The organism is Paraburkholderia franconis (assembly GCF_009362735.1).
In the GTDB taxonomy this organism is placed as follows: domain Bacteria; phylum Pseudomonadota; class Gammaproteobacteria; order Burkholderiales; family Burkholderiaceae; genus Paraburkholderia; species Paraburkholderia franconis.
Genome location: NZ_WHNP01000011.1, coordinates 111,050 through 131,090, shown reverse-complemented (window position 1 = coordinate 131,090; position 20,041 = coordinate 111,050). Strand labels below are relative to the sequence as shown.

The following is a 20,041-nucleotide window of genomic DNA, read 5'->3' as shown; positions in this document are numbered from 1 at the left end:
TCGACAAACGTCGGCAGCAGATCGAGGAGAGCGTCCAACGATCCGGCATCGTCGGCTACAACGTTCAGGTCGCGGTGGACACGAAGCGCCACCTGTTCGTTGAACACGAAGTGAGCAATGTTGGAAACGATCACGGGCAACTCGGCAGGATGGCGCTGTCCGCAAAGAACGCGATGGCCAGGCCGAAGCTAAAGGTGATGGCCGACCGGTGGCTACTTCAGCGGCTCGGAGACACGTTAAGGAAGGACTTTGGCACGGATGCCCGCCTTGAGCCCTTGAGCCGCTCGATCTGATCGTGTATCGCGTCCAGAGGATCACTTAGGTCCAGTAGTCTGCGCTTGCCCGGTCTCATCGCAACATGCCAACGAGCTGCGTCTGCCCCACAATGCTTTTCGATTCCCTGATACCGGGCGTCAGCGTAGACATCCGTCTCCTTGCCGTGCAGCAACGCCTGGGCAACGGTGACGTCGTGCACATTGGCCGCCGTTCCAATGACTGGATGAACCAGTCCGGAGTCTGCGTCCACGCCGATGTGCAATTTCGTTCCGAAGTACCAGTTGCCGCCTTTCTGCGTCGAGTGCATCTCTGGATCCCGAGTGCCGGAACCGGTCCTTGTCGAACTGGGCGCGGCAATCACGGTGGCGTCGACTGCGGATCCAGCCTTTAGCATCAAGCCTTTTTCCGTCAGGATCTCATTGACCAGCGCGAGCATTTGCGCAGCCAGCCCATGTATTTCAAGCAGATGGCGGTACCGGAGAATCGTGCTTTCATCCGGCAAACGCACCATGCCGCCGTCGAGACCCGCGAACTCGCGATACAGCGGCACGTCGTACAGCGCCTCTCCGACAGACCGAACCACTGCTGCATAAAATGAATTTGCAGCATCGTCGCGATCGGGAAAGGCGGCCGTCCGGTTTTCCTGCCGGATAGTGCGGCTCGATCCGCGCAATCAGCTTCGGCCAAGGCACAACACGCCGCATCTCATCGAGAAATTGCCGCTTGTGCGAGCGCTTGGTTGACAGATCCAGGCCAAGACCCAACGGCGACATTACTCTTCTCCTCAACTAATTCGCGCTGCTTCCAGGATAGCTGAACGGGGCGTCAATGCCAAGACTTTTGCAGACCTTCCTTTTAACCGACGCACGCCAGCCGCGGGTATCGTGGAACAAAGGCAAATTGACCGACCGCTGTCCAGACCTTACTGGTCATTCTGCGTTGCTGAGAAAGCTGTCTACGCAGTCATGGTAGTTCATGGCGCACTCACGCGAATGCAAACGGTTACAACCAGGCGAACACGCAAACGCCAATTGGCAAATGTCTGTGCCCGACCGGTTACGTTCGGACACACTTCGCTGCGAATCAGAACCCGTCCGCCATCTACAATCCGCGCACGGAGAAAAAACATGATCAGACTTTTGTATGTCCTTGCGCTTGGGGCTAGCCTGTCAGGCTGCATTGTCGCTCCGCCGTACGGCTATGCGCCTGCGCCGGCCTATGGATATGGTTATGCGCCGGCGTACTACGCAGCGCCTTCCGTCGATGTCGGCATCGGTTTCGGCGGTCACGGGCACGGCTGGTGAAGATAAGAGATATGCTCGGATCTGGTGTACGGGGGAGTTGGGGCGGGCGATTGAAGGCGGTGGAGGTTTTAACTGAGAATCTGATTGTCGAAATCGGAAACCAGCAAACAACAAACCATCCACCATGAGCAAGTTTACGGAAAAAGCGGTTATTGGTCTATCAGAAAGCGGTCTGGGCCTGGACGAATTAGTCCGTCAAGGAGCCCGTCAGGTGATTCAACAGGCGATCGAAGCAGAGCTGCAGGCGCTGCTGGAGCGGTTCGAAAACGTCAAGACGTTGCACGGACAACGCGCGGTGGTACGCAATGGCTATTTGCCGGAGCGCGAGGTATTGACGGCGGCCGGCCCGATTGCGGTGAAGGTCCCCAAGGTTCGCGATCGTTCAGGGTCAGGCGTGAAGTTCAATTCATCGATCGTGCCACCGTATGTGCGCAAGTCGCCGCGTGTGAGTGCCGCGTTGCCCTGGCTTTATCTGAAAGGCATCTCAACGGGCGACATGAGCGAGGCGTTGAGCGTGCTGCTGGGCGAGGATGCGAAGGGTTTGTCGGCGAATGTGGTGAGTCGCCTGAAGGCCCAGTGGGCCGACGAACATACGAACTGGAGCCGGCGTGATCTGTCGAAGTCGCGCTACGTGTACTGGTGGGTCGACGGTATTCACACCGGGCTGCGAAGCGAAAATTCGGACGGGCAATGCCTGCTGGTGATCATCGGCGTGAAGCCGGATGGGCGCAAGGAGCGTGTGGCGATCGGCGATGGGTATCGCGAGTCGAAGGCGTCGTGGCAGGAGTTGCTGCTCGACCTGAAATCGCGAGGCCTGCAGGCTGGTCCGCTGCTGGCCATTGGCGATGGCGCGATGGGCTTCTGGGCCGCACTGGAGGAAGTGTTTCCCGCGACGCGAGGCCAGCGCTGTTGGTTCCACAAAATGGGCAACGTCCTGAACGCGCTGCCGAAATCGCAGCAAGGCAAAGCTAAAGCCGATCTGCAAGCGATATGGATGGCCGCGACGCGCGCCGACGCGCATGCCGCCTTCGATCGGTTCGTGACGATCTATGCGGCAAAGTATCCGAAGGCTACTGAGACGTTGAAGAAGGATCGCGAAAGCCTGCTTGCTTTCTATGACTTCCCGGCCGACCACTGGCAGCATTTGCGAACGACAAACGCGATCGAGTCGACGTTCGCGACCGTGCGCCACCGTACTACGCGCACGCGCAACTGCGTGTCGCGACCAACCTTCCTGGGTCTGGCATTCAAGCTGATCGAGGAAGCCGAGAAAACATGGCGGCGCATCAACGGCCCCGAACAGATCACGCTGTTGCTGGAAGGCATTGCCTTCAAGGACGGCGAACCGGTGCAAGACGATCAACACGGTCAGCAGAAACTCGCCGCCTGACGTCGCCGTTCATCCAACCGCTCATACACCAGACTTGACCGTATCTCATGAAGATAACCTCATTGCGGTACCGGCTCCGTTCACGAAGGGGGCTATCATTCAGAAAGCAAAGACCCAAGCGACCACGAAATCCCAGCCGAAGCGCTGCGCAATCCGTGAGACTCGACGCCGCGGAGGCATAGCGGAGACTATGCCGATGAGGTTCGTTCGGAAGAGCCTGATCGTCGATGCCATTTAGCACCGCCCTCTCAAAGAGTTTTGTCTTCCATTCACTGGCATCTCCAACGAGCTTCGGTCCTGAGGCGGAACTCGTGAAAAGAGTGAATCGCAAACTCGATTGGCTTGGATGTCGCTGCGATGCCCATCAGAGACCCAGACTGCGTTCCCTTGACTCTTGCCCGCACGCCAACCAGGTTCCCGTGGATCAATAGATCAAGGATCTGAATGTCCATGTCCGGTAACGCAGAAGCTAAGTCAACGAATACTGGAATCATCTGGTCTGGCCCCCCGGCCGGCCCGAAAGACGCAGGCACATATTGCCAGTCGGGCGTAACAACCGTCCGCAGAAGCGCAACGTCTTTTTGAGCGTGCGCGCGGTAAAAGCGGCCAATGATCTGCTGCGCAACATCGCGGGTTACTTCGTTCGGTTGGACCACGGCATCACCTCTCACCGACAGAAGACGACACGCCCACTAATAGTAGCTCGGGCTAGAGAGCATACTGCAACGCAAAATCGAAGACGAGGATGCCAATTGAACAGCCCACCCCAGCCAGGACATTTGCAATTCGATGATCCAGATCGTGATGTCGCCCCATCAAGACTCCCAGGAGGAAAGCGACTTCGACAATGACTGGAGCGCGACGAACACGAGCATGAGCAGATGCTCATAGCCTTGTCCTTACATCTTGTCGCTATCGCACACCCGGAACGATTTGGCGGGCCGTCGAAAATTCCATGAATGTCGCCGCAGAATGCGCTCTTACTTACTATGCGGTCCTCATCTTCATAGAATCCGGCGTCTTGTCAACGGCGGCCCGAGTCTCGTCCTACTCCCTCGTCCGTGAGTCGTACCCAGGTTCGTCACTGGCCGCGGCATACCAGCACCGGAATCCGGCTGTGAATCAGAACCTTCTGCGTCTCGCTACCAATTAGGAGTCCTTTTACTCCGTGCCGGCCGTGCGACGCCATGACAATCAAATCACAGTGCCGTTCCTGCGCAGTGCGGATGATCGCTTCATATGGATGGTCGCTTGCCACCCAGGTCGTATCGCATGTGACCGCTGCGTCCGTGGCAGCACGCTCGAGGAAGGCCAGATATCGTTCTGCGTGGTTCTTCGCGTGCTGGGCGTATTCGGAGCGGGTGTCGGCCAGCATCTGCGAGTCGTACGTCAACAGGTGGAATTCCGGGATGGCGTGAATCCCGGTGATCCTCGCCTCGAACTCTTTTGCGAGACTTACGGCCATATGGATGGCTTCCTCGGACCGTGCCGACCCATCGGTCGGCACCAGCAGATGCTTGAACATGTTCTCCCTCCCGGCGCGAAGCGGATATTCATGGTTTCGCGCAACACCACTCAGTGCCACGTCTGCGTTGTGCGCACAAGCCAGCGCCATCGGCGTCCAACCGGTCCTAGAACGTGGACTGTCCGCACACCGAAAGGCCTGTGCAATTCAGCATAATGGCCCGCTGCGAATTCGAGCTTCTTCTCCACTGATCGTGCGTGGATAGCCGCAATCGCCGAAAAAGCAGATTTGAGCACCAAATCGGCCGGGGACGCGCTTTCCATGATTAGCTTAGATGCCTAACAAGAAAACATACCCTCCGCTTTCGGATGTGGTCTTGTAGTCATGCCGGTTGTGGAACGCCCCCCATTTACTTGCCTCGCGGCATGCCTTTTACGACTGCGTATCCGTCAGCCGCGCACTTCCAGTGGCTCACTCTCTGCAACCTCTCGAACTTGTGGATCGCGTCGATTATCGCCTCTTCCTGAACAGCCGGTGTGACCGAGACGCGCATCAGTTCGCATTGGTGCGGAAAACCGCAGTGATCCAAAATTTCCTTGTAAAAGACAACGTCTAACGCATTGGATTCTGTACCGTCGCTTTCTGTGCGACGACCAACAACGAACTCGCCAGGCGTCGCGCGAGCGAGGCGGTGTCCGCTCGCCGTACCACGCGACGCGAGACCGCGATGCAAGTTCTTCATCTGGCTAACTGGCATGGCAAATCTCCTGATTCGACGGTTATCGACGCATCCCGCGTGGGGGACTCACACCAGACATGCCAGTATGACTCTCGAGTCTTGAAGAGAGACGGGAGACGATACACTAATCACTTTATGCGCTCGACTCACGACTTCGTTGACCAAGATCAAATAGATATATGCGGCCCGCGCGAGTCGCGCAATGCTACAGTCGCCACTCGGCCAAGTCATTTCAAACGATGCGCGCATCGCATGCCGCTGGGCCAAACCCTGCGCGCGACCCGCGGTTGAGCAGCCACATTTTCCGCGCACGTTCAGTGGAACCAACCGGCGCTCATACGAAGCTTCATTCGGTTTCTCGTGCGGTGTACGAGTGCGCCCTCGCAATTCCCATTACACATCGTCGATTGCGCAGGTCCGAAGCATTGCATGAGCCGTTCGGGCTCCGATGCGGCTCCGCTTTTCGCCAGAGCTCCGGTGGATAGGTGCCCGCTACTTGAGCGTGTGCAGGTAACGCTGGATCGCATCAACTTCAGCTTTGCTGGGCGCAATACCCTTGTCGGTTTTAAAACTGGCGGCGCCCCAATGCGGCATAGGGGATTTGAGTGGTTTTCCCTGGTCATCGATGCCCTTTAGCACCGCCCGCTCAAAGAGTTCCCTCTTCCATTCACTCGCATCGCCAACGAGCTTGGGTCCCGTGTCGCCCTTGCCATTTTGTCCATGACAACGGGCGCAATTTTCCTGGTACAGAGCTTTCCCGTCCGGCGGCACAGCCATGACCTGAGCGCACGGCCACAGCATCGTGATTGCGATAAGCATACGCTTCATAACAAACTCCCGAGCTCGCATGAATCGGATTCGTCTACGCAATACATATTGCTGGCTCACCTTGCCTGTCGCTAGCTTCCCTTTGAAAGATAGGCGCGCGATAGTAATGCCAGTTGATTACAGCATGTGCCCCCCACACCTTTGTCCTCAAAAAGCCATCGCGACAAGCTCGCGCTCAAGCAGCATATCAAGTTCCTCCCGCTCGGTAATGTAGTCGGCCGACTCCCTTACAGGCATCAAGGTCGCAAATTCGTGAGCGCTGACCTTTCCGTTGGCAAGCATGGCGCCTTTACCGGCGCTCGATGACGCGCGGGTCTACCGGACTCTTATGTTGGGCAGGGTTGCTTGCGCGGGCTGCGCATCGAGTGAAAGGTTACGTCTTGGCCGGGACTCTTCCTGTCACATACCTATCGGCATCGGATAGACTTCGACGTGATCCTCGACGCGCTTAACTCCTTGAATGCTCTCCGCGGCAGTGCGCATGGCCTGGATTGCCGCAAGTGACCGGTAGATTCCCCACAGGTGAACCACGCCGTCGCGCACAACGATATTTTGGCCGGCACACGCCCAGGGATGCCCAGCAATTTCACCCATATTATAAGCATCGCACGTATCTCACGGTCGGTTGGCATTGTCTCAGCCATGGGCTCGTCGACGGCAGTCGCCAAGGCCTGCACGATATTGGCGCGGCTGACAATACCAACGACCCGCCCTTCCCGCATGACAGGAACACGCTTAATGTGTCTGGTTTCGAGGAGGTTGGCGACCACAGGGAGCGGTGTCGCTTCATCGATTGAAATGACATCTCTCGTCATCAGATCCGCGACAAGATTGCTGTGCGACTTGACATAGTCCCTGGCATCGCGATTCGGCGAAAACAGGTCAAGCCACCACGAGTGCCGGCGCTCCTCAGTTTCGAGTTCTGCCCGGTGGATCAGGTCGCCTTCGCTGAGGATACCCACGACACTGCCGTTTTCATCAATTACCGGTGCACCGCTGATTCCATGGTCTATCAGGACTTTCGCAGCTTCGCGCACGGTCATTTCATGCTTTACCGAAATCACCGTTTCGGTCATTACATCGAGCGCGCGCATTGCCAGACTCCTACGGTGGTGTCGCGAGCCGCCGAGACTTGCGGCGAAACTCAAAAAAGCGCGGCTGACTCAACCCGGCGTCAATCCGGGCCTGCGCAATCTTCGGCGTAAGTATCCAGTTAGCCAGAGCACGGTCGAACCACTTGCAAGGCAGGCAAGGCAGGCGTGAAGGCCGTGTAGCACCCTGAGAGTCCAATCGAACCTTCACCTGTTGGTTCAGCCTACAAAGAGAAAGCAGTCGTCATGGGTCAGCAGATTATGATCCTTTCAAGGCGTCCGCCCGGCGTTGCGTCTGTGGCAGCGACCGGGGCTACTCCGGCCTGCGGTATCGTTTGATTCAGATCAAGCCGCTGTGGCAGCTCGACGGCAAACATGAGCGTATAGGTCCATCGACCCGAGCCCTCACATGTACTCGCACATACTCGTTCCGATTGACGGTAGCCAGACCGCTGCGCGAGCGTTCGACGCCGCCCGGAAACTTGCCTGCGAGACTGGCGCGCAATTGCAACCGCTCTACGTTGTTGCGGCTCCGTTGATGGCTTACGATGCGCCCGGCAGCGACCATGGCATCTTACGCGACGCATTCCTGCATGAAGGGAGGACCGTGATGAAGGAGGCGCTTGCGTTAATGGATCGCGACGGGGTGCAAGGCAGTCCGAGGATTATTGAGCCTGAAAAGGCGGGCGATGACATTCCGCACTGTATCCTGCGTGCGGCCCGCGACATTAGAACCGACCTCGTCGTTATGGGCACGCATGGGCGCAGCGGAGCAAGCCGGTTCATGCTCGGCAGCGTGGCGGAACGTTTCCTCCGCATCTCCAGCTGCCCTGTATTGCTGATTTCCGCGCATATTGACGAGAAAGGCAACGACGACAAAGAGGCCGCCGAACTGGCCAGGCCCCTATCATAAGCTGCCTGACCTCCGGTCCGTCTTGCTGACCGCGTAAGACCGAGAGCACTTCTGCATTTCACGGCGGACTGGATCCCTGGTCCCATACACGGTTTCCATGATCGTCAGCGTTTCGAGGATTCGTCGTCCGGCGAGTCTTTGTGGACCACCTCGACGTCGACGGTCCGGCCATCGCCGCCAAACGCGCGCGCGTCTCCCACCAAAGATAGCCGACGACGATCGTGCCCCCCGCGAATAGCACGGCGAGCAGCACCACCGACAGCATCGCAGCCGCCACAAGCGCCACGAATTTTCAATCTTCATAGGTCGCATTCTCAGGATTGCATTTGCGCGGAGGCCGGAGGACTCTCGCCGGTCCTTCGGCCAACGAATCCAGACCCCGCGTGCGCTCAACCCTGACTTCACGCGACGGTCATGGCTGTCACTGACGCTTTACCTCATGCTTCTCAGCGTCCCCGTCATCGCGGCCATAAGATACATCATGGCCATGTGATATGTCAGACTTTCTCCGCCGGGTCGCCACTTCATAGATACGTACCATGCATGTGCGCCCATTACCGGCCGACGATGGGAAAGAAGCGGTGTTCGCGGAGTGAATCTGTCAGCGGCGTCGCGCCGCAGAAAGTCAAACTGTGTGCTACTGGGCTGCTCAACGGGCTCCACTACAATGCAGGCTTGCCACGAGCAAAAAAAACGACACGTCATGCATCATCTCTCGATCACGCGCGCTCGGAAACGATCAGCCAGGCCAGTCCGGATCGCAGTATGCGCCGCTCTTTTGCTGTCGCCACTGGCCCTTCTTGCCGAGGACGAAATGCCGGGTCTCGCCTTTTCCATGATCGCGCCCGGTGCATCTCTGCCCCCGGGATGGAAGAACCTGCCGGTCGTGCACGGCAAGCCGATGACGCAATACACCCTCGTTCACGACAGTCAGACTACCGTCCTTCAGGCAGACGCGAACCGTTCCGCTTCCGCCCTGATGCATGAAGGCAATATCGATCTGGCGCAAACACCGGTTGTCGCATGGCGCTGGAAAGCAGAGAAGCCGATCGAGGGCGCCGACAACCGCGACGGATCGAAGGAAGACGCGCCCGCGCGACTGGTGTTCGCATTCGATGGCGACAAAAGCAAGCTGTCGCTTTTCGATCGGGCGAGCATGGGCGTGGCGAAGCGCCTCGGTGGCCAAGACCTGCCCTATGCGACGCTGATGTATATCTGGTCAACCACGGCCGCGCCAGGCAACGTCATTGCCAATCCGCACACCGGCCGCGTACAGATGATCGTCGTCTCCGGGCGGCCCGGTGATGCAGGCCAGTGGCAAAGCCTGCGCCGCAACATCGTGCAGGACTATCAGAAAGTCTTTCACGAGCCGCCCGGCCGGATCACCGGCTACGGCCTGCTGACCGATACCGACAATACCGGTACTACGACACGGGCGTGGTATGGAGACATCCAGTTTCTGCCCGGGCCATGATAAGTTGACGCCGCACGACGACGCCCCGGACAACGCCGATCGCGCTGCCGCCGTCGGTTGACCTATCCATCGCCACTTCCGCGCAGACGGGTTGGGCGGAAGGCGCGATAGCCCCGGGCGTCGGCTACGCGGCGTCGCACGATTGGCCAGCGCGCGCCGGTACTGGCCTTGTCCACAATGAGATAATCGATCCGCTCGCCCAATTGCCGGTGCAGGTGCGCAGCGCATCGGCCTCGGACGCCGCCTGCAGCCGCACGGCATCGTTCTGCGCCTTGAGGAATTTTTTCGGTGCCGGCCAGTTGCTCTGCGGTGCGCGTCAGTCAGCACCCCGCTATCGCTGCGGGACGCCGCGATTGCCTCGCGCAGATCCGCGAGCATCGCATTGACGTGTTCACCGGCCAGATCGCGAGGCCTGCGCCTGACCCAGTTCCCGGCGCAGTTCGGACATCTCCTGCCGCAGTCGGCAGTTGCCGCGCGCGCCATCCAGAAGAGGGATGACCCATGAATGGGTGAGTGAACGCCCCGTAAAACGGTACGGTCAGCGATTGCACCAGGACTAAGAACTGCCCCGGATGCGCCGCACTGTTACGCTGCTTCGTGCCGGTTTGTGGGCGAGAACGTGGTACGCCCCTGCCGAGCTGGTCGCGGCGTTTTGCGCTATCGGCTCAATCGGATGCATCCGTACAATGCGAAATACCGGGTAGTCATCGGCCATTGTCTCGAAGGCGGCGAGAGGGGAGTCGTAAGCCACCGGGAGATGCCGGCGCCTGCTCTTGGCAATTACGCAAGTTTTTCAATACCGGCGCTCGCTCCCGGGCATCGCGCAATGGTGATCCCGGCTACTCATTCACAGCGTGACGAATGAGCAGCTTTGATTACTGGCTATTCGCGAACAAGTGATCGCCCAAGCGCAATGACCTGCGCCACTGTTTTCATGCGACGAGCCTTCGCTCATCCGCATCTTCGGCTGCTTCACACCGGCGTGTCTGGAATGCTCGCGCCGGCGCTTGCTGGATATGATACGACCTATCACGAGGGAGATTATGCCTTCATCAACGCACTCTACAGCGCGTACTGCAATGCAAGATCGAAAATAAGGATGCCAGCGGAACAGCCTGCTCCAGCCAGAACATTTGCAATTCGATGTTCGAAGTCGTGATGTCGCTCCAACCGCGCTGCGAGGAGGAAGACTGCTTCTACAATGATCTGGAGTGCGACGAACACGAGCATGAGCAGATACTCATAGCCCATAAACCTGTAGTTTGAGAAATGCAGTCCGTTGTCGAAAATCCACCTTCCGACACGATGCACTTCGTAGGCGAACAGAAGAAGCGGGAACAGATAGCTTGCAACATAGGTGGGCATCGTTGCGTGCCGCAACTCCAGGCGAAAATGGTGCGTGGCTTGCATGATACTTCCCTCCTGGGCCTGATGATGATCCGCTGACGGTCACTTACTACCCAGCATGAACATGTACCGATGGCGCTCCATTGACACAGATCAACATTTCAACTATCGATGCCTCGCCGGATCGGTAGGCGGAGCTAAGGTTCCCGGATGGCCCTGACGATCATTGCAAAGAGGCGGCCGAGATCTGCTTCGACATTGACGCCGGCGAACGGATCGCGGTTTGTACCAAACGCCTCACCCAGTTCGTTCCAGTCCGCCTCTGTGAGCCATTGATGTGCGGCAGGCAGAATAACCTCTTCTTCCAGCCGTCTGTGATTCGCGGAGAACGCGGCGTATTCTTCGACCATCTCGCGCAACACGGGAAGGGTGGACGTGCCAGCCAGCTCGTATCGGGTTAACGCATGTTCAATATTTCGCAGTCGCGCTTTACCCTGAGCGTGCTGTTCCTCCAGCTCGTCGATCGTTTTGTCGAGATCGTCGGCATGGTGCCGCAAGCGCGCAAACAGATAGCGCTCTTCCTTGGGATGATGCAGTTTCTCCGGATATTCGCTGATGTAAAACAGCATGGACCGGAACATCATCGGCCTGGGCGCGTCTTCGCCAGCACCGAGCAGTTTGACAACACGTTGCATGCCCATAACGACCATCGAAAGTTGCTGATGTTCCCTGACGATGACCTGTACGGCATTTCTTGCTACAGGCGTTTGCATGTCACCCCCTTGCCGATGATTGGCCGGTTGTAGACAGTATTGGTGGAACTGGTCAGGTGCAATTGACCTCAATCAGATGTGCAGCAATCTGGACCGCCGATCGGGTTTTCCGAATCCGGGGAGCATTTGGGAAAGTATCGGGTGAGAGATCGCTGCGGACAGGCCGTTCCCTTTCCCGGCACGACGGTCCAGCCTTGCCGCGTACCTCGCATTTCCATTCGTGCGCGCCAGGAGATCGCGGCATGCCGTCAACGGGTTCGCAGCTGGTCGAGGTGATTCGCACTCGCGGCGATTGCGCGGCCAGTGAAGCCGCCGACCCATCAAGGACCCGCCCGTGACGTCCAGGTCGCATCCCGGCCAGCTGGCCAGGCACGATCCCTGTGCACTAACGCCGTTGGTTTGACCTGCGTCAGTTTTTCTCCGGTTGAATCCCATAGCATTCCAATTGCATCGGATCGCGCTGGGCGTGTCGAGCGCAGGGCCGCGAGTAATGTCCCTGCCTTTCGCACCAGACGTCATCTGTACATGCCCCATTTCCATGGAGCGCGCCATGACCGACCCACTTGCCGCATGGCACACCGAACACCTCAATTTCGCCCGGCTACTCGACATTCTCGAAGAACAGGTTGCGGCCTTCCACATGGGCGAGACCCCGAATTACGCTCTGATGGGCGACATCCTGTACTACATGCGGAATTTTACCGATCGCGTTCATCATCCGCGGGAAGATGTTGCGTACGCGCGGCTTACTGAACTGGATCCCGGGGTCAAACTGGTGGTGAACCGTCTTCTGCAGGAGCATCGCGTGCTTGCCACAGCCGGTGATGATCTCCTGACTCATGTTATTGAAGCCGGGGAAGATGTTGTGATCCCGCGCGCCGCGCTCGAGGCAGCTACCGCCACGTACCTTGTCTACTATCGTCACCACCTTTCCACTGAAGAGCGCGATGTAATGCCTCGCGCTGCGCAGTTGCTGACAGAACAGGACTGGGCTGCAGTAGATGCAATCGTACCGGTCAGGCCCGATCCACTTTTTGGAAGCAATGTACTGGAACGCTTCGAGACACTTCGCAGGCAAATCGATCTTGATGCGAAGGCGGCCAGAGATCAGGGGCCCGCACCAGGCACGCCTTGATTGACAGTAACGCGCGTCAGCAATGTAACTGCATCTCGCCATGAGGAGGGCGACTCTCCGGGAATGATCCAACCTCGACGCCCGGACCTGATCTTCATCAATCCTGGCCTGCGTGCTGGCTCATGTGATGAGGTTACTCCCCGGGTAATTCTACGGGGCTGTGTCCCTCGAATCATGGGCGTCCCGGGCCTGGCAACATTCGATTGCCCGAACCGCATCCGAAGTCCCTTTCCGTTCATCACTGTCAATCATCGACTGCGCCGATACGAGCCGCGTGCCTCTCGGACAGGAATTCAAAAAGCGATCCAACGCTAGCACCCCGGCAGCGGCAATCAGCGTGCCGGCGAGCGCACGTTCGACGCGGCTGTCAGGGCTTCTGCGGACATGACGCGTTCGCGAAAACCGGCAACGAACGAGCACGCCACACGCCCGATACCGGGACGGCGCTTTCGCGGCGAATGATTATTCGAAAGAGTTTCTTCACCCATGCTCGCGCGGAGCCGTGCAATGTCACTCGTAGAAGGGCGTATTCGGAAGATTGCATCGGTGGTTCCCTCAACGGGAAGATCGCATCAGTGTTTCCCTCAATGCGCGAAGTTCAAGGTGCAGTTGAGCAATTTCCTCGTTCAGGTGCTTGATGTCCCGGTGCATTTCATGTCGCAGCGCCCTTTCCTCTATTCCGACAAACGCCGCCGCAATGCTCGCAAAGACCAGAGATAACATACCGTAACCCAGCAGCACGACGAATACGGCGAACACGCGTGAGGCTGGCGTAGTTGGCGCGATGTCCCCGTATCCCACGGTTGCGCTGCTTTCGAACGCGAGCCAAAGTCCATCGGCATAGGAGTGTACCCGGGGCTCGATCCACAGAAAACCGGCACCCGCCATTGCCAGCACAGCAGCGCCCGCGACCAGCAACCAGACAAGCCGGCTCGGCGTAAAAAAGCTCTTCAGGGACAGCACGATCCGAACGGCCACGAGGCTCACGAATAATAGTCGCAGTACCCATTCGGCGGTGTGCCATGGCGGGGTGCCCCATCCCGCACTCAATGCGGCGCCCATTGTGATCACAACATCAAGACGATTATGAGAAAGCAGCGCCTTCGGCTTCTTGCTGAGGTACAGCACCCGGAGGATCGAAACAGCGAAACCGGCAGACATGCACAGATATAGCACTCGCGCGACGACAAGCGCGGCACCGGTGGTCGCGGTGAGTCCACCGTAAAAGGCAGGAATGGCCAGCAGACTCCATGCACACAAGAACCAGCGGATATGGCGCCATGCGCGAATCGCCCGCGGATTATCGTGCGAATCCACGCCGCCGATTCTGAAAAAGCCGAGGCTGTTAACCATTGCGCAATGAAAGATCGATCGAGCCGCGTTCCCATACTGCACACCGTCGTCGTGCTCAAACGGTTTGAGATACGGCTTAAGCGCGGGTACCCGCCTATCAGGCTATCTCACGTTTTGAAGCCATTCTTGATGCAGATCAGGATCGACGGTGCGGCCATCCCCGGCGCTCTTTCGCGAACGATACTGCTTCCTCAAGCAGGTCTTCAAGCGACGCGAAGGCCGGGCTGCCTGCGTTGATTGCCAGCCAGCGTAGCGATGGATGGTTTTGATAATCATATAGCCGACCTCCCTCCGTTCGAATCGAACGGCCGGCGTACAGTCAGGGTGCGAACACCGACGTGACGCACAGGAGGCCGGCATGGACAAGTTTAGTGGAATCGACCTGCACTCGAACAACAGTGTGGTCGTCGTCAGCGATGACGCTGACCGGGTTGTCTACCAGCGACGGTTGCCGAACGATCCAGTGCAGATCCGGGCGGCGCTGGCGCCGCACCGCGAAGATCTGGTGGGCGTGGTCATCGAAGCAACGTATAACTGGTACTGGCTTGTGGATCAGTTGATAGACGATGGCTACCGGGTGCATCTGGCCAACCCCGCGGCAATCAGGCAGTACGAGGGACTGAAATACAGTGGTGACTTCACCGATGCCGCCCATCTCGCACAGCTGCTGCGTCTGGGACTATTGCCTGAAGGCTACATTTATCCACCAGAACAACGTCCGGTGCGGGACCTCTCTCGCAAGCGGATCCAACTGGTGCAGTGTCGTACGGCCCAGATCCTTGCAATCGAGAATCTGTTCTCACGCCATACTGGTGGGCAGATGCAGGGCGAGCGGGTTAAGCGCCTGGATGACACGCAGGTGAACGGATTCGGTTTTGCACCTGACGTAACGCTCGCGATGCAAGCCAATCTCGCGGTCATGCAGACCTTGCGTGGGCGTTTGTCGAGGCGGCCAACTTCGCGATACGCTCGTGCCCGGAAGCCCGGCGCTTTTACGAGCGCAAGAAACGCGCGCGAAACGCGATTGTGGCGATCAAGGCGCTGGCGCACAAACTGGCGCGCGCCTGCTATCACATGCTTCGGGAGCACAAGTCATTTGAGGTAACCCGCTGCTTTGGCTAAAAGGTGGTGCAAGGGGAACGAGCCCAGTATTGCGACTGGTGCAAAGCCATGGTTTTGATTGGGCCTTCCCTTTGCCCCACCGACTGTTTGCGGATGATCGGGTCGCCCAGGCGATGAGCCACCATTGACTGGCGTTGCGCAAGCAACAGCCACGGTTCTGCGAAACCCATTGGACCTCGTCTGGCACCAACGAATGAAAGGGACTTCCCCGTCCAGTGGTTGCGGTGGAAGCCGCAAGATTGGCATCAACGTGCCATGATGAAGTTTCGAACGTTCACCAACACCAACAAGAGGGGAAGTCCATGCCTGTTGTCACTGTCGGAATCGATCTTGCCAAGAGCGTCTTTGCGGTTCACGGCGTGGATGAAGCCGGCAAGGCAGTATTGATCAAACCGCGTGTCTCACGCGATCAACTGCTCGCTCTGATCGCCCAGTTGCCGCCCTGTCTAATCGGCATGGAAGCATGCTCGGGTGCGCATCACTGGGCACGGATGTTCCAGCAGTACGGCCACACGGTGAAACTGATGGCGCCGAAGCTCGTGGCGCCGTACCGGATGTCGGGCAAGCGTGGCAAGAACGACGCGGCCGATGCGGCGGCCCTCTGCGAAGCGGTGACCCGCCCGAGCATGCGTTTCGTGCCGCTGAAGGACGAACACCAGCAGGCCACGCTCTGCCTGCATCGGACGCGTCAGGGTTTTATCGAGGAACGGACCGCGATCTACAACCGCATACGTGGCCTGCTCTCCGAATTCGGCGTGGTGCTACCGCAGAGCCCGGAGCGCCTGCGAAGAGACATTCCGGTCCATCTGGATGCCTTGCCCGGCTGGGCTCGACGATGCATCAGTGATCTGCTCGAGCACGTCGGCAACATCGAAGCCCGGCTTGCTGAATACGACCGCGCAATCAGCGAAATCACGCGAGACGACGAGCGCAGCCGACGTCTGATGCATCTGCGCGGCATTGGCCCGACCACCGCGAGCGCATTGCTTGCGAGCATTGGCGCCGGACGCGACTTCAGAAACGGCCGACAGGTGGCCGCATGGATAGGCCTCACGCCAAGCCAGTACAGCAGCGGAGGTAAGGAACGGCTGGGCGCCATCACGAAGACGGGAGATGCGTACCTCCGAAATCTGCTGATACTCGGAGCTCGCTCCGTGATGGCGAGTCTGGGCGACAAGCAGGACCGTTTCAGCCGCTGGGTGAGAAGTCTCATCGAGCGTCGCGGCTACTGGCGGACAGCTGTGGCAATCGCCGCCAAGAATGCGCGCATGGCCTGGGCAACCCTCAAGTACGGCGAAGCTTTCAAACACGAACCGGCGATTGCGTGACCAAACACTATGTCCGACGGATTAGCAGCTCAAGGCATTTCAGCAACCATAAGCGGATAGACGATCACTTTGCACTGCCAGCGGTGATGTGAAGCGGGTTGGACCCGCGCAAGGCATACCTGTCAGAGAAACGGGGATTCCTATCCCGTCCAACGAATGAGGTTCTTGCGCGCGTCTTTCATCAGGGTCCGGACATTGGTCCAACATGACCGGTTGTAGTACAGCAGTCCTTCACCTTCTCACGCGCGCCGGCGTGGCATTGCAACATGTATCAACAACCAACTTCGATTGAGCTTGTGCTAAACGGAGAAGCCCTTGTAGTTTCTCTGGGGCGGCAATGGCCGCCAGGGCAGCCGTTAGTTACATCACGGCATGCTTGATCTCGATGGGTGTCTGGTGCGATCCGGTTCGCAACCAGTTTGGAGAAAACGGATGCGACTACGATCGGCAGACAGCATGGCAGGTTACAGAAAGAATTCCGCCCGATTGCAGTGGCGATAAGAATACCATCGCCACTGCAATCGGGCGGTGAGTAAATTTGTGCCTTGACTTCGGTCGGCTAATGGGTGTCGCGATAAGCCGAGCCGCTATGCTGGCAGCGTGAAGGCGAACGCTTTGATCGATGAAACAGAACCTTAATCCGGCCGTGGCAAAGGTGCTCAAGCGCCTGCACTACCCGCTGGACGTGATCCTGATGTGCGTGCGGTGGTACGTGGCGTATCCGCTGAGCCTGCGGCATCTTGAACAGATGATGGCTGAGCGCGGGATTGCAGTCGATCATTCGACCGTGCACCGCTGGGCCATGAAGCTGTTGCCTGTACTGGAGAAATCGTTTCGCCGTCGGAAGCGCCCGGTCGGCAAGAGCTGGCGCATGGATGAAACGTACATGAAGGTCAAGGGGCAGTGGAAATATTTATACCGCGCCGTGGACAAGGCTGGCAACACGGTCGATTTCCTGCTGCGTTCCCATCGTGACAAGACCGCAGCGCGCCGGTATTTCGAGAAATCGATCGATCAGAACGGGGAACCCGACACCGTGACGATCGACAGGAGCGGCGCCAATCTTGCAGCGCTCGAAACGATCAATGCCGATCGTGAAGCCCCCATCAAGATCCGCCAGTCCAAATATCTCAATAACGTGGTCGAGCAGGATCATCGGGCGATCAAGCGACGCACGCGGCCCATGCTGGGATTCAAGACTTTTCGCTGTGCCCGGATTCTTCTAGCCGGCATGGAGGTTATGCACATGATTGCGAAAGGGCAGATGAAGTGTGCTAGCGGAACCCATCCGTCTGCCGCTGATCAATTCTATGATCTCGCAACATAAGCGGAACTTTGCATTTCGATCTCGCTCGCCCTTTGATCCTTACCGCGACAAAGCCGAGACTTCCACGTCCTCGCCGATCGACCACGCGAGTAGCCGTGCCAGTGCTGAATCAACTACGTGCCGTCGCACGATCTGCACATAGTTGCGACCTGCGCATAGGGGTTGCAAGTACGCATTCGCTAGCAGTGAACGCTGACGTTCGCCGCGACCGAACTGCGAATGTCGGCAAAGCGACTCGTTACGGCCTGACGGACGCGATACCTGAAGGTCAGGTATGGCCGATCACGCGACGTGCACATCGGTACGTGAGCGGCCAGGTAACGGATGCGAAGCCGAAACCCGAATGTCAAACTCACGTGCTCGGCGAACGACGCCAGGGGTGCACGCCGTTCGAGCATCACGCCGTGGCTTCTGAAACGTACGATATTCAGTACCTGCCTGCTGTCGAGTTAGGCGTCACGTCCTTAGTAATCGCGTGACGACGAGCTATGAGCTCCATGAGCTATGTTGGATGCGCGTTGTCACTGACCGCACCAAAGAAAGGCAAACTTTCCGGCGGTCGCGTGGTCGAAGAACTCGTTAGACGCCCGATAGCATAATCCGACGATCATAGTTCATCCGTGCGAGCACTCTTCGCATGGCCTTCACCTCTCTCTCATCGACCTTTCGAAGATCCAGCTCATAGCTCCGCAGACTGGTTGTCAGGCGAACTACGGCTAATTTTCTGTCAAGCTGGAGTCTTTCCAGCAATTCTTCATCGTCTTCCACATACCGTTCAAACGAAACTTTAACTCCTCGCTCCCAATTGCCCAGCAGATGTTCGTATTTCGGCGTGCGCAGAAGAGTGAGACTTTCGATTTCAGTCGGATCAGCAGGGTCCATGACCGCAAACGACACAATCAAGTCGTCCCCGTTCTCAGTCGTGATAAACGCGACAGTTTCCATATCGTTCGGCCCGTAATTTCCGCAGTCACAATGCACGATCATCTCATCGCGACGATCACCGTCGCGACGAGGAGAAGGTCAAGTACGAGCAACGATAGCATGGCGCATAAAGCCGAGCCGACTCGGTCGAGCCCTCTTCCTTGAGTTGCCTCGGATTGTCCGAATCCTGCCCCTTCCGTTTGGCAGTAACCGGCCAACAGACGAACTTCGCGGGCAACGGGATTCGGAGATTCAGACGTCCGGTTGCGCCGTGGCGGCGGCCATTTAAATCGCGAGTACAGCCTGAGTGCCCCCCGATGGATGGCTGGCAAGCAATGCAGCGCAGCACTCGCGCAGGAAGGTATGCAACGCGTTAATCGCCGGCGACAGTTGCGCGCGGTGAGCACAAATCAAGTGCAGCGGCGCAGGCTCGCAGTCCTCCGGGGCAAATAACTCCACCAGTCGACCTGCCTTCAGATCGTCGATGAGGTCCAGTCGCGACTTGTAAACAATGCCTTCCCCGGCTACGGCCCAGCGACGAACGGCATCGGCATCGTCGCTGATGCGATTACCTGTCACGGCCACGGTGCGCTCGCCGCCTCGCGGGGTAAAGCGCCAGCGTTCATGTATCTGTTCGCTCCAGACGTACCGAAGGCAGTTGTGTCGCCGCAGATCCTCAACTTTGGTCGGTGCGCCATGCCGTTCGAGGTATGACGGTGCGGCACACAATGCGCGTCGATTGTTGTCGACCAGTTTCATGGCCAGAAGAGACGAATCTGGCAGCGCTCCGTAGCGCACGACGGCATCCAGCGGCTGTCGGATGAGGTCGGCCGCCCGGTCGCTTATTTTCAGGTGCAGCGACAAACCAGGGTGCCGGTGCTGAAATTCATCCAGCCACGGTAACAGCAGGTTTCGACCAAAGTCAGACGGGGCGGACAGCCGCAGCGGCCCGGACAGCGCCCCCCGGCCGTTGGCCAGGGCCTGCTGGCCTTGCTCCAGCGCGCCAATCATGACCCGCGCATGCGGCAGGTAACACTCCCCGGCCTCCGAAAGTTGCATGCTTCGCGTGGACCGCGTGAACAGGCGCGTGTCCAATGCTTTTTCGAGCCGCTGAACTGATGCGCTCGCGTGTGCGGGCGCGATATTCAGCTGGCGCGCCGCCTCAGAGAAGCTGCCGTAATCCACCGTATGCACGAAGATCTGAACGTCATCGAGTCGAATCATTTTCTTTGAAATGCCGAAATTGTTTTGG

General features: G+C 58.3%; 18 protein-coding genes and 4 pseudogenes. 9 read left to right on the top strand and 13 right to left on the bottom strand.

Annotation, left to right across the window (positions count from 1 at the left end):
* Positions 1 to 41 precede the first annotated feature (41 nt).
* Positions 42 to 231 (top strand): annotated as a pseudogene (locus GCT13_RS49190) (IS5/IS1182 family transposase); the annotation flags it as partial.
* Positions 232 to 241: 10 nt separating this feature from the next.
* Here the strand turns inward: GCT13_RS49190 and GCT13_RS14550 are convergent.
* A pseudogene (locus tag GCT13_RS14550) lies at positions 242 to 1,049 on the bottom strand (IS5 family transposase); the annotation flags it as partial.
* A gap of 354 nt (positions 1,050 to 1,403) precedes the next feature.
* Between GCT13_RS14550 and GCT13_RS48335 the strand changes: the two are divergent.
* Together GCT13_RS48335 and GCT13_RS14545 are read left to right on the top strand one after the other, a co-directional pair.
* A complete protein-coding gene (locus GCT13_RS48335; RefSeq protein ID WP_193727663.1) occupies positions 1,404 to 1,580 on the top strand; it encodes a hypothetical protein in 177 nt (58 codons plus the stop codon).
* A 124-nt stretch (positions 1,581 to 1,704) separates the two neighbouring features.
* Positions 1,705 to 2,970, top strand: a complete 1,266-nt coding sequence (locus tag GCT13_RS14545; RefSeq protein ID WP_152759143.1) for an IS256 family transposase — start codon at positions 1,705 to 1,707, stop codon at positions 2,968 to 2,970.
* 269 nt (positions 2,971 to 3,239) lie between these two features.
* Here GCT13_RS14545 and GCT13_RS14535 read toward each other — a convergent pair whose 3' ends face one another.
* From GCT13_RS14535 to GCT13_RS50855, 7 genes and pseudogenes are all read right to left on the bottom strand, one after another.
* A complete protein-coding gene (locus GCT13_RS14535; RefSeq protein WP_321574357.1) occupies positions 3,240 to 3,626 on the bottom strand; it encodes an ester cyclase in 387 nt (128 codons plus the stop codon).
* 425 nt (positions 3,627 to 4,051) lie between these two features.
* Complete coding sequence (locus GCT13_RS14530) at positions 4,052 to 4,495, bottom strand: universal stress protein (RefSeq protein WP_152759140.1); 444 nt, start codon at positions 4,493 to 4,495, stop codon at positions 4,052 to 4,054.
* Positions 4,496 to 4,844: 349 nt separating this feature from the next.
* On the bottom strand, positions 4,845 to 5,192 hold the full coding sequence (locus GCT13_RS14525) for a hypothetical protein (protein ID WP_152759138.1): 348 nt from the start codon (positions 5,190 to 5,192) through the stop codon (positions 4,845 to 4,847).
* Positions 5,193 to 5,666: 474 nt separating this feature from the next.
* A complete protein-coding gene (locus GCT13_RS14520; protein WP_152759135.1) occupies positions 5,667 to 6,002 on the bottom strand; it encodes a c-type cytochrome in 336 nt (111 codons plus the stop codon).
* A gap of 147 nt (positions 6,003 to 6,149) precedes the next feature.
* A complete protein-coding gene (locus tag GCT13_RS50560) occupies positions 6,150 to 6,284 on the bottom strand; it encodes a hypothetical protein (protein ID WP_265335288.1) in 135 nt (44 codons plus the stop codon).
* A 117-nt stretch (positions 6,285 to 6,401) separates the two neighbouring features.
* Positions 6,402 to 6,596: a BON domain-containing protein gene (locus tag GCT13_RS50860; RefSeq protein ID WP_321574356.1), complete on the bottom strand. Its 195-nt coding sequence runs from the start codon at positions 6,594 to 6,596 to the stop codon at positions 6,402 to 6,404.
* Between the two features lie 128 nt (positions 6,597 to 6,724).
* Positions 6,725 to 7,045 (bottom strand): annotated as a pseudogene (locus GCT13_RS50855) (CBS domain-containing protein); the annotation flags it as partial.
* 457 nt (positions 7,046 to 7,502) lie between these two features.
* Between GCT13_RS50855 and GCT13_RS14510 the strand changes: the two are divergent.
* Together GCT13_RS14510 and GCT13_RS14505 are read left to right on the top strand one after the other, a co-directional pair.
* The gene (locus GCT13_RS14510; RefSeq protein ID WP_152759132.1) at positions 7,503 to 8,006 is read left to right on the top strand and encodes a universal stress protein; all 504 of its coding nucleotides are present in this window, start codon (positions 7,503 to 7,505) and stop codon (positions 8,004 to 8,006) included.
* A gap of 703 nt (positions 8,007 to 8,709) precedes the next feature.
* The gene (locus GCT13_RS14505; RefSeq protein WP_152759129.1) at positions 8,710 to 9,480 is read left to right on the top strand and encodes a DUF3047 domain-containing protein; all 771 of its coding nucleotides are present in this window, start codon (positions 8,710 to 8,712) and stop codon (positions 9,478 to 9,480) included.
* 1,062 nt (positions 9,481 to 10,542) lie between these two features.
* Here GCT13_RS14505 and GCT13_RS14495 read toward each other — a convergent pair.
* On the bottom strand, positions 10,543 to 10,890 hold the full coding sequence (locus GCT13_RS14495) for a hypothetical protein (RefSeq protein WP_152759126.1): 348 nt from the start codon (positions 10,888 to 10,890) through the stop codon (positions 10,543 to 10,545).
* A gap of 134 nt (positions 10,891 to 11,024) precedes the next feature.
* Positions 11,025 to 11,600, bottom strand: a complete 576-nt coding sequence (locus GCT13_RS14490; protein WP_152759123.1) for a hemerythrin domain-containing protein — start codon at positions 11,598 to 11,600, stop codon at positions 11,025 to 11,027.
* A gap of 550 nt (positions 11,601 to 12,150) precedes the next feature.
* Here GCT13_RS14490 and GCT13_RS14485 point away from each other — a divergent pair.
* The gene (locus GCT13_RS14485; RefSeq protein ID WP_152759121.1) at positions 12,151 to 12,735 is read left to right on the top strand and encodes a hemerythrin domain-containing protein; all 585 of its coding nucleotides are present in this window, start codon (positions 12,151 to 12,153) and stop codon (positions 12,733 to 12,735) included.
* 555 nt (positions 12,736 to 13,290) lie between these two features.
* Here GCT13_RS14485 and GCT13_RS14480 read toward each other — a convergent pair.
* Positions 13,291 to 14,088, bottom strand: coding sequence for a potassium channel family protein (locus GCT13_RS14480; RefSeq protein WP_152759118.1), 798 nt, complete (start codon positions 14,086 to 14,088; stop codon positions 13,291 to 13,293).
* A gap of 358 nt (positions 14,089 to 14,446) precedes the next feature.
* Here GCT13_RS14480 and GCT13_RS14475 point away from each other — a divergent pair.
* The 3 genes and pseudogenes from GCT13_RS14475 (at position 14,447) to GCT13_RS14465 (ending at position 17,865) form a co-directional block, all read left to right on the top strand.
* Positions 14,447 to 15,210, top strand: a pseudogene (locus tag GCT13_RS14475) (IS110 family transposase).
* A 302-nt stretch (positions 15,211 to 15,512) separates the two neighbouring features.
* Positions 15,513 to 16,538, top strand: a complete 1,026-nt coding sequence (locus GCT13_RS14470; protein ID WP_152759284.1) for an IS110 family RNA-guided transposase — start codon at positions 15,513 to 15,515, stop codon at positions 16,536 to 16,538.
* Between the two features lie 622 nt (positions 16,539 to 17,160).
* On the top strand, positions 17,161 to 17,865 hold the full coding sequence (locus GCT13_RS14465; RefSeq protein ID WP_152759115.1) for an IS6 family transposase: 705 nt from the start codon (positions 17,161 to 17,163) through the stop codon (positions 17,863 to 17,865).
* A gap of 579 nt (positions 17,866 to 18,444) precedes the next feature.
* Here the strand turns inward: GCT13_RS14465 and GCT13_RS14460 are convergent.
* Together GCT13_RS14460 and GCT13_RS14455 are read right to left on the bottom strand one after the other, a co-directional pair.
* Complete coding sequence (locus GCT13_RS14460; RefSeq protein ID WP_152759112.1) at positions 18,445 to 18,810, bottom strand: hypothetical protein; 366 nt, start codon at positions 18,808 to 18,810, stop codon at positions 18,445 to 18,447.
* A gap of 264 nt (positions 18,811 to 19,074) precedes the next feature.
* Entirely contained in the window at positions 19,075 to 20,013 is a 939-nt protein-coding gene (locus tag GCT13_RS14455) for a LysR family transcriptional regulator (protein ID WP_152759109.1), read from the bottom strand.
* Positions 20,014 to 20,041: the final 28 nt, after the last annotated feature.

What these genes read in the sequence shown, in the direction of transcription:
- GCT13_RS48335 (WP_193727663.1), top strand. Translation starts at nt 1,404, where the DNA reads ATGATCAGACTTTTGTATGTCCTTGCGCTTGGGGCTAGCCTGTCAGGC.
- GCT13_RS14545 (WP_152759143.1), top strand. Translation starts at nt 1,705, where the DNA reads ATGAGCAAGTTTACGGAAAAAGCGGTTATTGGTCTATCAGAAAGCGGT.
- GCT13_RS14530 (WP_152759140.1), bottom strand. Translation starts at nt 4,495, where the DNA reads ATGTTCAAGCATCTGCTGGTGCCGACCGATGGGTCGGCACGGTCCGAG.
- GCT13_RS14525 (WP_152759138.1), bottom strand. Translation starts at nt 5,192, where the DNA reads ATGCCAGTTAGCCAGATGAAGAACTTGCATCGCGGTCTCGCGTCGCGT.
- GCT13_RS14520 (WP_152759135.1), bottom strand. Translation starts at nt 6,002, where the DNA reads ATGAAGCGTATGCTTATCGCAATCACGATGCTGTGGCCGTGCGCTCAG.
- GCT13_RS50560 (WP_265335288.1), bottom strand. Translation starts at nt 6,284, where the DNA reads ATGCTTGCCAACGGAAAGGTCAGCGCTCACGAATTTGCGACCTTGATG.
- GCT13_RS50860 (WP_321574356.1), bottom strand. Translation starts at nt 6,596, where the DNA reads ATGGGTGAAATTGCTGGGCATCCCTGGGCGTGTGCCGGCCAAAATATC.
- GCT13_RS14510 (WP_152759132.1), top strand. Translation starts at nt 7,503, where the DNA reads ATGTACTCGCACATACTCGTTCCGATTGACGGTAGCCAGACCGCTGCG.
- GCT13_RS14505 (WP_152759129.1), top strand. Translation starts at nt 8,710, where the DNA reads ATGCATCATCTCTCGATCACGCGCGCTCGGAAACGATCAGCCAGGCCA.
- GCT13_RS14495 (WP_152759126.1), bottom strand. Translation starts at nt 10,890, where the DNA reads ATGCAAGCCACGCACCATTTTCGCCTGGAGTTGCGGCACGCAACGATG.
- GCT13_RS14490 (WP_152759123.1), bottom strand. Translation starts at nt 11,600, where the DNA reads ATGCAAACGCCTGTAGCAAGAAATGCCGTACAGGTCATCGTCAGGGAA.
- GCT13_RS14485 (WP_152759121.1), top strand. Translation starts at nt 12,151, where the DNA reads ATGACCGACCCACTTGCCGCATGGCACACCGAACACCTCAATTTCGCC.
- GCT13_RS14480 (WP_152759118.1), bottom strand. Translation starts at nt 14,088, where the DNA reads ATGGTTAACAGCCTCGGCTTTTTCAGAATCGGCGGCGTGGATTCGCAC.
- GCT13_RS14470 (WP_152759284.1), top strand. Translation starts at nt 15,513, where the DNA reads ATGCCTGTTGTCACTGTCGGAATCGATCTTGCCAAGAGCGTCTTTGCG.
- GCT13_RS14465 (WP_152759115.1), top strand. Translation starts at nt 17,161, where the DNA reads ATGAAACAGAACCTTAATCCGGCCGTGGCAAAGGTGCTCAAGCGCCTG.
- GCT13_RS14460 (WP_152759112.1), bottom strand. Translation starts at nt 18,810, where the DNA reads ATGGAAACTGTCGCGTTTATCACGACTGAGAACGGGGACGACTTGATT.
- GCT13_RS14455 (WP_152759109.1), bottom strand. Translation starts at nt 20,013, where the DNA reads ATGATTCGACTCGATGACGTTCAGATCTTCGTGCATACGGTGGATTAC.